This is a genomic window from Candidatus Wallbacteria bacterium, assembly GCA_028687545.1.
GTDB lineage: Bacteria > Muiribacteriota > JAQTZZ01 > JAQTZZ01 > JAQTZZ01 > JAQTZZ01.
In genome coordinates this window covers 144,290-157,767 of sequence record JAQTZZ010000002.1, presented here as the reverse complement: position 1 = coordinate 157,767, position 13,478 = coordinate 144,290, and the positions used below count along the sequence as shown (strand labels likewise).

The window sequence follows — 13,478 nt, the reverse complement described above, 5'->3', positions numbered from 1 at the left end:
TTGTATTTGAAAAAGTTGGGGGATAGATGAAAAGTGCTGAACAAGAAAAGATTATCAAGGGTTTAGAAAGTCCGTCCCTGCTGGATAAACTCGAAGCCTTGGAATTAATTCGCAAGAACAGGCTGCTGGACTATTTCGAAGACATTAAAAGGCTGCTCCCAACCCTCAACCAGCAGGTTGTAGTCAGGGTGGTGGAGATTTTTCTGGAACTGAAAGACACCAGAATCATACCGGTTCTGGAGCAGCTTCTCCGGGAGAATAACAAAGAAATCCGGATCATAGCCACGAGGGCTCTGGGAGAATTCAGGAACAAGGGCAGCGTCGAATGCATGCTGCCGATGCTCAGAGACCAGAACAGCGATGTACGCAAAACTGCAATCGATGCCCTGAAGAACATTGGCGACGAACGGGCTCTGGAACCATTGCTGCAGATCATGTCGGATGAGAACCGGGAAGTCAGAGGCCAGGTGCTGGAAGCTCTGGAAGTCTTCCATGACAAGCGCTCAATCGATGCATTGATCGCCGCCTTGAATGATCCGGCCCCGCAGCTTCGGAGCAAGGCTCTGGAAATGCTCTTTCAGCTCGGAGACGAGCGGGCGATTCCGGCGATCCTGGAATCCCTCAAGGACCAGAACGGTAAAGTGCGTTCTCTGGCAGCCCGTGCCTTGGGTAGAGTTGGCAATTCCTCAGCTGTCGACGCTCTGATCCGAGCTATGGAGGACTCCAACCCTGATGTGCGGAAAAACTGCGTCTGGGCGATGGGTGAACTGTCAGACGAAAAGTCTGCCCCCAACCTGGTCAAAGCCCTTGCAGACCACCAGTGGGAAGTCAGGAGGAATGCAGCCCGGGCATTGGAACGGCTCGGCCTGGAAACCACACAGGAAGCACTGATCAACGCATTCAACGATACCCATCGGGAAGTGAAGAAGGAAATCCTGAGCGCCCTGATCAAAATCGGGGACGAGAAGAGCAAGGGCATCTTCATTTCTGCCCTGGAAAGCGATGACCTGGAGCTGAAAAAAGTCGCACTCCAGGCTCTCCGGAATTTTCCCTGCGAAGAAATCTATCGGCTGCTCCTGAATACAATGTCATCACCTTCACCTTTCATCAGGGTGGAAACTATCAACACGATCAAATTCATGGGGTATAAGGAAGCAGTACCTGAATTGATGAAATATCTGTCTGATCCGCAGGAAGAAGTAAGGGTGGCGGTTGTGGAAGCCCTGGCCGGGATAGGCAGCAGCGAAGCCACCGAAGCTCTCATCGGAGCACTCAAGGACAAATCCCAGCTCGTGCGCGAGAAAGCCTCCTCGATTCTGGAAAACATGGGGCTGGACAGTTTCCGCAGTTATTTCGAGCTGGGGCTCTCTTTCTACGAACAGGGAAAGACCGGCGAAGCAACCCGCGAGTGGCTGAAAGCCCTTGAATATGAACCCTTCAATGAAAGGCTGCATTTCTATCTCGCCAAGGCTTATTTTGAGCAGAAAGACCTGGAAAAAGCCTTTCTGGAATTCAAGAAAGTGGCTGAACTCAATCCCTACCAGAATGAGATTTATTATTACCTCGGAAAGATTTCCCGTGAGAGGGGTTTGATCGAGGAAACGATCTATTACCTGGAAAAGGCCGTCTCGCTCGATACCGGGAGCAGGCATCTGAATCTGCTCTCTGAACTGGCTGAGGTCTGCTTTCAGAACGGAAAGCCTCAGCAGGCGGAACAGTACCTTAAGAAAATCCTGGAAATCGAAGAAAATGCGGATGCCTATTATTTTCTGGCAATGCTTTCCGGCAGTCAGAAAGATTACCGCAAGGCCGGACGTTTCATCGAAAAATGCCTGACCCTCAAGCCTGACGATTATAATCCGCTGCTTCTCAAAGGGAAGCTGCTGCTTGAGGAACACGACCTGGAAGGAGGCTACGCCTGTTTCAGGGACGTGCTGGCTAAGGCTCCGGAATGCCTGGAAGCCTTGAGGAATCTTGGCAGCATCAGCCTCAAACTTTCCAAATGGCAGGACGCCTGCGAATACCTGGAAAGGATCGAGGAAAAGGACCGGGACGCAGAGATTTATGCCTGTCTTGGTGAAGCGAACCTGAACGCAGGCAGGCTGGAACTGGCCACCGAATATCTCGGGAAAGCACTGAGCATACAGAGGGAAAATGAGAAATTCCATCTGATGCTGGCTGAAGCCTTTTTCAGGAACAGCAATTTTGACGACGGGATTTCCATTTTGAAGAAACTTCTGGAGATCAAGCCTGAAAGCGTTGATGCTTACCTGTGCATGTGCAGCGCGTACAGGAAGCGGAAACTGTTCGACGAGGCTTTGAAACTTTACGACCGTGCGCTGAAGATTTCTCCATCCGACCGTGAGGTGTATTCCCGGAAAGCCGACTGCCTGATTGAGATGAACAACTACCTGCTGGCGGTCGATTTCCTGGAAGGCCTGCCCTCCGGTCTGAAAAGCCCTGAGCTGAAGCTCAAACTGGTCCGGGCATATTTCGAGCTGGGCCGGGTCGTCGATGCTGAGCGCATCATCAGGGAAATCCCTGAAGAGCGAAAAGTCCCGGGTTATCATTACCTGCTGGGAAAGATACTCAGGCTGCGCGGCAAGCTTTCTCATGCGATAGTAGCGTTCAAAACGGCAATTTCTCAAACTCCGAGCGATTTCGGCGCTTACCTGGAACTGGGGCAGGCATATCTTGCCAACGGCGAAGTGACTGAAGCCAACCTGCTCTTCAAGTCCATTCTGGACAATGAACCCGAAAACTTCCAGGCGCTGCTGGGGCTGGCCATGGTCTACAAGGAACAGAAAATGCTCAATGACGCCAAGGAACTTCTGCAGAAAGCCCTGCTTCATCAGCCGAAGTTTTTTGACGCTTACTTTTACCTGGGAAAAATACTCAAGGAACAGGGTCTGTTTGAAGAGGCTCTGAACGAGTTCCACAGGGCTGTCGAGATCGACTTTTCCTCATATCAGGCCTATTTTGAAATTGGCGAGGTCTATCAGAAACTTGGCAAAGAGCAGGATGCCCTGCTGGCCATGGAAAAAGTGATGGAACTGAATCCCAGCTTCAAGCAGGCTTTCCTGCAGGCAGGCAGGATTTATTATCACAAACAGGATTTCGTCCAGGCCGAAGCGAACTTCAGGCAATATTTGAAATTCGAGCCCGAAAACGCTGAAGTCCGTGAATTTCTCGGGAGAATCTATCTGACCAGGAAGGAATTCGGCCAGGTGATTGAGCTCCTGCGGCCGCTCTGGCCCGGGAATTATTCCGCAGGCATGGTACTGGCCGATGCATACTGGAAAAAGGGGAGCCATGCCAAGGCTGAGGAGATTCTACGGGAAATCTGTAAAGACAAGCGCGAAAGCCAGGCTTACCTGATGCTCGGCGGAGTGCTGGCCTGTCAGGAAAAACACGATCTGGCCAGAAAGTCCCTGGATAAGGCGGTGGAGCTTGCTCCGGAGAAACTCGCGGTACTGCTCGATGCAGCCAGGATTCTGATCGATCAGAAGCGTCACGGGGATGCGGTTTCCTTCCTGCAGAAAGCCGAGAAGCTGGACCGGGTTTCAGAAGATGTCGGTTATCTGCTGACAGTCTGCTACCTTGAAACCGGGAATTACGAAAAAGCGGCGGAAAAAGTGGAATTTTTGAGGGAAACCCCTGACCCCAACCCTGAATATATCCTGCTCTCAGGCAAGATCAATTTCAATCTGAAAAAACATGTGCTGGCGCAGAAGGATTTCGAGGAATATCTGAGCCATCATCCGTCCAGCGAGGATCCCTGGCTGTTCATGAGCCGGATCTATTTCGAGCAGGGACATTATCACCTGGCAGAAGAAGCCGTGAAAAAGCTCCTGATGCTCAACCCGTATCATGAGAGCGCGCGTTACAATCTGGCCCGGATTTATCAGCTGGCCGGCAAACGGGAAGAAGCCAGGAAGATCCTGGAGGAACTGATCGAGAATCTGCCTAACTATCTGGACTCATACATCGAACTCGGCCGGATGCTCAGGGAAGACAAAAGGGCCGGTGATGCCATTTCCATCCTGGAAAAGGCCAGGCATAAGGATCCGGAAAATCTTACCCTCCTCTCCGAACTGGCAGCCGCGTATTTCGACAGGAAGCTCAAGCGGGAAGCCGAGAAGATCCTGGAAAAAGTGATCCCGCTCAAACCTGACAATTTTCTCCCTTATCAGCTTCTGGCCATGATTTACCGGGAGGACGGCAAGCTGGACAAGGCGGCATTCCTGCTGGAACGTGCCATCTTCTTATCCCCGGTGCAGATGGACTTGCGGATGATGCTTTCACAAATCATGGAAGAGCAGAACAATCTTACCGGTGCGGTCAAAGCGCTGGAAAATTTTCCCGGCGACAAGCCCCCTGAGATGTTCGAAAAACTTGCCAGGCTGTATCTTGCGGGCAACGAACGGGAAAAAGCGCTCCTTTGTTTTGAAAAGTGCAAGAATAATCTGGAGATCGGGAAAATTCATCTCGAGAACGGAGAATACGATCAGGCCCTTGTTGATTTCAAAGCTGTGCTGGTTCAATCTCCTGATGCAGGCTCCGAATATTACCTCTCGCTGCTGAATTACAAGCAGGGAAATTTCGAGCAGGCCTCCGAATGGCTCGGAAAGGCAGGGGGAGCCGGAGAGCAGCGGATCGAGGAACTGGGAGGACTGATCGCCAGAGCAAGGGGAGACCTGGAAACATCCGTGGAACTTTTCCGCAAGCTGATGGTAAATACCGGGGAAGCGCGTTACGGCCTGCTGCTTGCGCAGAGCTATTTCGCCAAGTGCGATTACGCCAATTCCATCCTGGAACTGGAACGTTTCATGAAGATCTGCCCGCAGGACTGTGAAGGCCGCAAGCTGCTTGCCAGAGCCTATCTGCTTAGTGAAAACACCCATCAGGCCCTTAAAACCCTGGAACCTGTTCCGGCCCGTGATAAGGACGCCGAACTTCTGTCCATCGAAGCGGAAATTTTCATCGCTATGAACGAAAATGAGAAAGCCAAGGAATCCTTGCGCAGAGCTTTGAATTTCAATACCGACGACGTCGGGGTAAGGAGCAGGCTGGCACAGGTCTATTTCAAGATGGGACGATATGCAGAAGCTGTCCATGAATATCGCGCTGTCGTGGAGAGGAAGGAAACCCCTGAAATTCTTATGAATCTCGGGGAAGCCCACTACTACAACGGTGATTTCGAGGACGCGCTGTTCAAATTCCAGAAACTGAAAGAACTGCTTCCCGCTGAACCCAGAGTCAGGATCTATCTTGCCAGACTCTACCGGGAAAAGGAGCGTTTCAGCGAAGCTGAGATCGAGCTTCAGGAATTGCGGCAGATGGAGAAGGAAAGCACTCCGACTGTGGATTACGAACTCGGGCTGATCTCCTTCAAACTTGGCGATCTGAATAAAGCCGCCGACCTCTTCCGCAAGGTTTACTCTTTAAACAATGCTTTTGAACAGGTGAATCTGTATCTGGCAAAGCTCAGATTGAAAGAGGACCAGATCGATGATGCCATTCCATTTCTGGACGAGCAGTCACGCCTGACTCCTGACGACAGGGAAACCAACCTGCTGCTGGCGAAATGCTATTTCGAAAAGAAAAAATACGATTCCGCCCAGTCGCTCTTCAAGCGTCTGATCGAGCGCTGGCCGGAAACGGCCGAAGCTTATTACTGGCTGGCCCGCATTTACTGGCAGCAGAACATGCTGGACGCGGCCACCAGGAACATGGAGCGGGCTATCCAGTACAATCCGAGATTCAAGCCTGCCATGCACGACATCGGGAAGATCCTGATCGAGCGCGACAGGATCGACGAAGCCATTTCCTACCTGGAGAAAGCCACTTATCTCGACGAGGCTTCTTACGACCTGCGGATCACTCTGGGAACTGCTTATGAGAAAGCCCACATGCTGAACGAGGCCATCGCGCAGTATGAAAAAGCCCGCAATCTGTCGATCGGCGAGCCTGAAGCGTATTACCTCTCAGGTTATGTATATCAGAAGCTCGGCAAGCCGGATAAGGCGTATCAGAATTTGTTGAAAGTGATCGAGATGACCGGAGGTTACAAGGACACCCGCTACAGGCTGGCACTGCTTGAAAAGGGCATGGGTAAAACTTCGGAAGCCAAGGAAAACCTGGAGAAATATCTTGAAAAGAACGGGGAAGATATCAACGCCTTCTTCGAGCTGGGGACAATCTATTACCAGGAACACGATTTCAACCTGGCGCTCAAGCATCTGGAACAGGTAGTTCTGAATGACCCCAACCGGGCCGAAGCATATTATTATCTGGGCATGATTTATCTGGAGCGGAAGCTTCTTGAGGACAGCATCCGCCTTTTCCAGAAAGCGATCGAAGTCAGCCCCAATTTTGTGGAAGCCTATTTCGAAATGGGCAGAATCCACCGCAGCAGGGGTGACCTCAAGGCCGCCCTGCCTTGTCTCGAGCGGGCTGTCCACCTGCGCATGAATAATCAGGAATTCCTGCGGGAAATGGGAGAGGTTTATCTCTCGATGAAACGCTTCAAGGAAGCGGAAGAACTCTACCAGAAACTCCTCTATCTCGACCCCAATTCCTTCGAAGCCTTCTACCGCCTGGGCACGATCGAAGCAACTAAAAAAAATCCAGAAGGAGCTTTGGACTATTTTAAAAAAGCCAGGGAGCTGAAGGAAAAAGACCCTGATCTGCTGCTCTGGATGGGTAAAACATACTGGCATCTGCGTGATTTCGAGAAATCCGTGACTGTGCTTTCCAAGATCAAGGAATATTACCCCAGGAATTCGGTGGAAGCTTACAAACTCCTGGCAGACATCTACTACAGCAGGGACATGATTTCGGAAACTGTGGCTGAGATCAAGAAGGCGATGGAAGTCTCTCAGGATCACGAATTGAAGATCCGCCTCGCCCGCTGCTACGTGAGAATCGGCAAACTGGATGACGCCCTGCCTCTCCTGCATGAAGTGCTCGGCAATTTCCCGGACAGCCAGGAATCACTGGAAATCATCGGCAACATCTATTTCAAGAAGAACAGATTCCAGGAAGCCCTGCGCTATTTCCAGAAGCTGCTCTTGGAGCGGGAGGACGACGAGGAACTGCTGAGGAAAGAGGCGGAATGTTACGAGGGGCTGAACGAGGACGAGAAAGCCAGGCAGATCTATCAGAAGCTCTCGGAAAAGCGGCCGCAGGATTACAGGATTCACATGGGAATGGGCAAGCTTTTCCTGCGCCTCAAGATGAACGACAATGCGATCGTGGTGCTGGAAAAATGCCGCAAGATCGAACCTGGCAAGGCCGAACCATACATCTATCTTGGAGACCTCTACGTCGGCAAGGGTATGATGGAGGAAGCGATCTCATATTACAAGAAAGCGATCGAAGTGGAGCCTGTGAGTCTCAAGGCCAGACTGTCGCTCGCCAGGATCTACAAGGACAAGAAGCTTTACGACCGTGCCATCACCGCCTACAAGGACATTATCCGCGAAAATCCCCAGGAAACTGAGGCGCATAACATGCTGGCCCAGATCTATCTGGACCGCGAACTGTACGATTACGCGCTGGAAGAACTGCAGAAGGTGATCGGCCTGATGCCTGAGGGAGCCCAGGGTTATTTCATGCTGGCAGAAGTTTATAAAGAGCTTTCCAGATTCGAGGAAGCCGCCAAGATGCTGGAAGAGGGCCTGCGCCGGGACAGCCGCAACCTGGATGCCCATTTCAGCCTGTCTTCCCTCTATCTGAAGAAGGGCAGACTGGACGACGCTGTGCTGGAATACAAACGGATCATCGCTCTGGACGAGAACAATGTCAATGCGCATTTCTACCTTGGCAAAGCTTACCGCGATAAAGGCATGATCGACGAGGCTGTGGCAGAGTTCATCGTAGTCGTCAACCTGGCTCCTGTAGACAGCGAGATCACCAGGGAAGCGCAGGAAATGCTCAAGCCCAAGCGTGTCAATACCACCTTCTGGAAAGACCTGGAAGCTGAAAAAGAGTGATGCTTTTATACAGGATTGGAAGTTCAACAGCCCGGCTTATCGGGCTGTTTGTTTATCGGTGCGCCCCCTCCCTGGCCGAGGTGCCTGAGCGGAATCTGCGGGCTCTTTTCCCTGACATCAGTGAATTTAAGCTTCAGAAGACTGTCAGGGAATTTTTCAGACAGCAGGGGCAGCTGCTCTTTGAACTTTTTTATTTCAGCCTGTTTCCGGATCAGATCAGGCGGATCGTGCGTTTTGACGAGCTCGATCAGGAACTGGTGAAAAAAGCGCGCAGCAGCGGGAAAGCCATGATTTTTCTCTCAATGCATCTGGGAAACTGGGAACTGCTGGGAGGTGCTCTGGTGGCATACGGGCTGCCGCTCACTTCGATCTACTTGCGCGCCAGAAGCGAACTGCAGGAGAAAATATTGAACAGTTACAGGGATAAGGTCGGAATCAGATTGATCGACCATGACAACATTCTGGGGGTTCTCAGGCTGATCAGGAAAAAGGAAGTGCTGGGCCTGATCTCAGACCATGACGGAGGACCGAACGGGATCAGGCTCTCCTGGTGCGGATGCGATGTGTCATTCCCGGCAGGGCCTGCCAGGCTCTCAAAGCGATACGGGCTTCCTGTAGTGGGAATTTACCTGAAGCGGAAAAAAAATGGATTTCACAGGATTGTGCTTGAGAATCTGACTTCAGCCAATCCGGATGAATCGGTTGAGGATCAAAGTCGCAGATACCTTGAATTCTACGACCAGGTTGTCAGGAAAGTGCCTGAACAGTGGCAGTTGTTTTACGACAGATTTAAGAAGCGTACCTATGGCCTTGATTGATCTTGCCTATCTTTTTTTCCTGCTGCTTTGTTCTCCGCTGATTCTGGTTTATTTATACAACAAGGAATTGATCAGCTTCGCGAATTTCAAGTCCTGGCTGGGTTTTGTGGATTACCCTGAACTTGATAAACCAGTTGTTTTTTTTACTGTCTCTTTCGGGGAATTCAGAAACATTGCAGGGATGGCCGAGCGAGCCAGCTCCTGCCTGGTGCTGTCTCCTGACACAGAGCTAGTTGCTCACTTGAAGAAAAACTGGGAAAACCTGACGCGCAGAGTGATGCTCGCGCCATTGGACTTCTCCTTTGCAGTCGGGAAAATGCTTGATACAGTCCAACCAAGAAAAATAGTAGTCTCTGAAGTGGACCTGTGGCCGAATCTGATGCTGGCTGCAAAGAAACGCTATATCCCGCTTTTCTGGCTGAATGTGCGCCTCTCTAACGCAAATCGTCAGCTTTTGCGCTTTTTTTCGCTCTACAGAATCTGTCTGAAAAATGGGAACGTCTATCCCAAAGACGAACTTAATCAGAGATTTCTGAACGAAGCGGGCATCATCTGCCGGCTGCCTGTGAATTTCAAGCTCCTGCCAGGCTGTGTAAAAGTGGCGCATAAGGAAAAACTGCTGATTGCAGGCAGCACGCATTTTGAGGATGAAAAAGTCCTGTTCGCTGCCTTGCGGGAAATCAGGAAGCAGGGCTTCAGGGTAGCTCTGGCACCGCGCAATGTGGAACGCTGCAGGCAGGTGCTGAAAGACGCGTCGAATCTTGGTTTTACAGGCAAACTTTTAAGCTCAGGGGAAAACTGGTATGGCGACTTTCTGCTGATCGACAGGATGGGAGTGCTGGCTGAATTTTACGGCAGGGCTCAATTTGCCTTTGTGGGCGGAAGTTTCCTCAATCTGGGAGGCCACAATATCCTGGAACCGGCCCAGGCCGGCTGCCGGGTGATTTACGGGCCGTTCATGCGGAATTTCGCAATCGAGTCTGAACTGCTGGAGCGGCTCAGGATCGGAGTGAAAATCAGTGACGCGGCTGAACTTATTTCAGCGCTGGAGTCAGTTGTGATGCCCGACTGGGATGGCTTTGATCTGGCTGTTTATGAAAACATGAAGAAATATCAGGCGCTGGAAGCTGAGATATTGAGAAAGTGATTCGTGCGGGTAAATTTTCCAATTTATTCTTCTGAAACCTTGTGGGGTGGCCGGAGTTACCCTTTAATTTTCTGAGCCCACCGAAGAAAAGAAAAGGGTAACGCAGAGACAGGACCCGCCACAAATCATTGTCCACGAAAAACATCCGGCTGCACACCACCAAAATTTACCGTACATGGTATAGAAACTTCAGTTTTTCCCTGGAAGAAACGTGCAGAGCATGGCTTTCAGAGCATGAATTTTACGGCCAGACGACTTCAAAATCCGGTAATATTTTTTCAAGGCCTCTCTCTTCCTGCCCAATTTTCTGAGAATGTATCCCTCGGTTTCCAGGAACTCCAACCTGTCTTTCTCGCTTTTTGCCGTATTTTCAAGCATCGCGTAACTTGCCAGGGCCGTTTCAGATTCCCCTGTTTTAAGCGCAAATCCACCCTGCAGCCTGTAATATTCCTCATTTTTGTCAAAATTGCCATTATTGAACACTTGCATGCCTTCCTGATATTTTCCTGTTTTCCATAAAGACAAGAGATACAATTTCACTTTACCCCAGTTCTTTTGAATCAGCTCCAGATTTCGGCAAAGTTCCAGCACTTCCAGAGATCTGTCCATGGAATCAAGCAGAGCCAGGGTGCGTTCCAATCCGGCTTCACCAAGCTTCCTGAAATATTTAAGTGCCAGTCTCTTTTTGCCTGCTTTATTAAGGATTTCACCTGTCTGATAATTAAAAGTCTGCTGATCAATCTGCTTTCTCCCCTTTTTCAGCCTGAAAAGGGCAGCAGCGTAATTGCCGGCTGCTGAAAAATACTCTGCTGAAAACAAAGCGCACTCTTTTTCATATGGACTGGCGGCCTTTTCAGATAACAGCCGTTCTGTGATTTTGAAGCAGGTTTCAGTCCGATTCAGGGAGCGGTTGAGTGAGAACAGAAGAAAAAGCGCTTCAGATTCAGTGGCACTTTTATCCAGATCAGTCAAATCATCACTAAATAAAGGCACTACTTCCGGATGCAGGGAGAGGGTCCGTAAAAATTCCAGCAGATAATGCTCGCTTCCGAATTTTTTATGCAAACCGAGAAATAGGCAGCAGGATTTGGAATAATCTCCTTCTTTACGGTATAAGGAAGCCAGAACTTCGTTAATTCTCAATTCATTGGTGCAATATCTGGAAGCGCTCTCAAAGCAGGTCAATGCCTGCTTTTCATCTTTCAATTCCAGTGCAAGATATCCGGCTTTGAGCTGATGTTCTCCTGTCGCCGGGCCATTTTTTTCGATTAATTTCAGATATGCCTGGAATGCTTCTTCAGTTTTTCCCAGATTTTCCAGTAAATGTGCTTTCTGGGTCAGCACTTCCCCAGTAACAATCTCATCCGGAAGAAATGGCTCAGCCTGTCTCAAATATTCCAGGGTTTTCTCAGGGTTTCGCATTTTTTGTGATAGAAACGCGGAAGCTAGATAGATCCGTCCCTTTTCGGATTTATCAGCCAGAGCGGCCAGTCTGAGAAAATATTCCAGCGCTTTTTGCGGTTCAGCGGACATCAAAAGATAGGCTTTTTGTTCGATCAGTTTGGGGTGATCAGGAATCAATTGTTCAGCCTGATTCAGCCAATACAGCCCCTCATCATTTTTTTGGATCCCGAGTTTTAGGAGTCCCAGCGAAAGCATTATTTCTCCCCGGTTTTTCAAATCCGGATAATCAAGCAGTTTCAGATAATCCCTGACCGCATCATCTGTTTTTCCAAATTTTTCCAGCAGATATGCCCGGATGGCCAGATCTTCGGGAGCACTAATGTTTTCCGGAAGAAACGGTTCTGCTTGACACAAATATTCCAGGGCTTTCTCGGAATTTTGAGTTTTAAAGCAGAGTAGAGCACAGTTCAGATAAATCCTGATCTTTTCGGATTTATCAGCCAGAGCGGCCAGTCTGAGAAAATATTCCAGCGCTTTTTGCGGTTCAGCGGACATTAAAAGATAGGCTTTTTGTTCAATCAATTTTGGGTGATCAGGAATCAAATTTTCAGCCTGGTCCAACCAGTGCAGACCTTCACCATTTTTATGTTCCCTGATTTTCAGAATCGCCACTGAGAGGAAAATCTCTCCCCGGTTTTTCAGCTCAGGATATTCAAGCAGTCTCAGATAATCTCTTACCGCTTCCCCGGTTTTCCCTGTTTTGACTTCAAAAGAGGCACGGGCGATCAAATTGATCGCCGAATCATCGAGCATTGAAAACAGGCGATCTGCCAAGGCAATATCACCGGATTCGGAAAAAAAGAGAGCTTTCTCCAGGATCAGTTTTTGCTCTTTTTCCGGAAGAGTTCTTACAAAGGAAACAACTTGCTCAGGAGGATTGTTTTGATAAAAATTACTGATTTCAGGAAGATAAAGCATTTTCCAGAATGATTCATCACAATCACTGCAATGGACACAACCAGGAGAGAGTGCGGCAAAGTCCAAGTTCAAACTCAGATTTCTCTTTTTATCAGAATCAGGGGAGAGCCAGATTTCAGAAAATCTGTTCTGGTTCAGATTCCCCAGGTGGAACGGGTCTCGGCAGCAGACAGTAACCTCTCCGTCAGGTTTGATCAACGCGGTCTTAAATAGGTAGGGGCAGGGATTTTTCCGCAGGTATGTTCCGCCTAGGAATCGCCTTTGCGGTGCCTGATTTTCTAAAGCAGCCAGATTGAGTTCTGGAATCGGAACGATGTAACATCGATCATCCGGTATTTCCGGAAGCTGGGGATTTTCCCGCTCTCTTCGGATCAGAACATTTTTCCAGTAATTCCAGATTCCAGCTGCTTTGCGGTCGAAGTCAGGAATTCCCTTGGTCAGAAGAGGCCTGATGTTAATCAAATGCTTCTTTTTCTCACTTATTTCCAGATACGACAGATCCTCAAGCGCTACAATTTCATGCGGTAATTTCAGTTCCGACAGGAATCCGCTCCAGTAAGCAGAAAAATCCTCCACTTCATTGAAATTTCCGGGCTGCACTATGATCTGGAAAATAAAATAGAGGCTGGACAACCCTGAATCAGATCTTTTCCTGACCAGATACTTGATGTTTTCCACTGTTTTTCTGAAATTCCCGCCCCTGCGGATGGCTTTGTAAGTCTGTTCATTCACTGCGTCTATCGAAAAATTCAGGATGCTGAGAACATTCGAGCCGCTCCTGTCCAGGATGGAAATCAGCTGATCGGATTTTTCAGGATCCAGCAACCCTGCATTGGTGTTCAAATAAGCCACGTCAAAGATCCTGTTTTTTGCATTCAGGTTGTATGCATAGTGAAGCATTGATAGAAAATCCGGATGCAGAAACGTTTCCCCGTTCCAGAAAAAATAAAGCGCCCTTGCACTGAAGCCGTTTCCGGCCATGTCGTCCAGCACTCCCCGGAAAAGGTCCAGGCTGAAATCACGCTTTATCTGTTTCTGATACTCCAGCGTGCCTTGATGGCACATGATGCATTTGAGATTGCAGCGGTCAGTGACTGCAAACTGAAGAATCTCGATTTCTCTTAAATTCACGCA

Annotated in this window: 4 protein-coding genes; 3 read left to right on the top strand and 1 reads right to left on the bottom strand. The window is 49.4% G+C overall.

Features of this window, described 5'->3' with window-relative positions:
* Nucleotides 1-26 precede the first annotated feature (26 nt).
* The 3 genes from PHW04_01565 to PHW04_01555 are packed head-to-tail and all read left to right on the top strand — an operon-like array spanning nucleotide 27 to nucleotide 9,962.
* The gene (locus PHW04_01565; protein MDD2714560.1) at nucleotides 27-7,997 is read left to right on the top strand and encodes a tetratricopeptide repeat protein; all 7,971 of its coding nucleotides are present in this window, start codon (nucleotides 27-29) and stop codon (nucleotides 7,995-7,997) included.
* A complete protein-coding gene (locus PHW04_01560) occupies nucleotides 7,997-8,815 on the top strand; it encodes a lysophospholipid acyltransferase family protein (protein ID MDD2714559.1) in 819 nt (272 codons plus the stop codon). Before PHW04_01565 ends, PHW04_01560 begins: the two co-directional genes overlap by 1 nt.
* Complete coding sequence (locus tag PHW04_01555; GenBank protein ID MDD2714558.1) at nucleotides 8,802-9,962, top strand: glycosyltransferase N-terminal domain-containing protein; 1,161 nt, start codon at nucleotides 8,802-8,804, stop codon at nucleotides 9,960-9,962. Before PHW04_01560 ends, PHW04_01555 begins: the two co-directional genes overlap by 14 nt.
* Nucleotides 9,963-10,151: 189 nt before the next feature.
* Here PHW04_01555 and PHW04_01550 read toward each other — a convergent pair whose 3' ends face one another.
* Nucleotides 10,152-13,475: an SPASM domain-containing protein gene (locus tag PHW04_01550; GenBank protein ID MDD2714557.1), complete on the bottom strand. Its 3,324-nt coding sequence runs from the start codon at nucleotides 13,473-13,475 to the stop codon at nucleotides 10,152-10,154.
* Nucleotides 13,476-13,478 lie beyond the last annotated feature (3 nt).

What these genes read in the sequence shown, in the direction of transcription:
- PHW04_01555 (MDD2714558.1), top strand. Translation starts at nt 8,802, where the DNA reads ATGGCCTTGATTGATCTTGCCTATCTTTTTTTCCTGCTGCTTTGTTCT.
- PHW04_01560 (MDD2714559.1), top strand. Translation starts at nt 7,997, where the DNA reads ATGCTTTTATACAGGATTGGAAGTTCAACAGCCCGGCTTATCGGGCTG.
- PHW04_01565 (MDD2714560.1), top strand. Translation starts at nt 27, where the DNA reads ATGAAAAGTGCTGAACAAGAAAAGATTATCAAGGGTTTAGAAAGTCCG.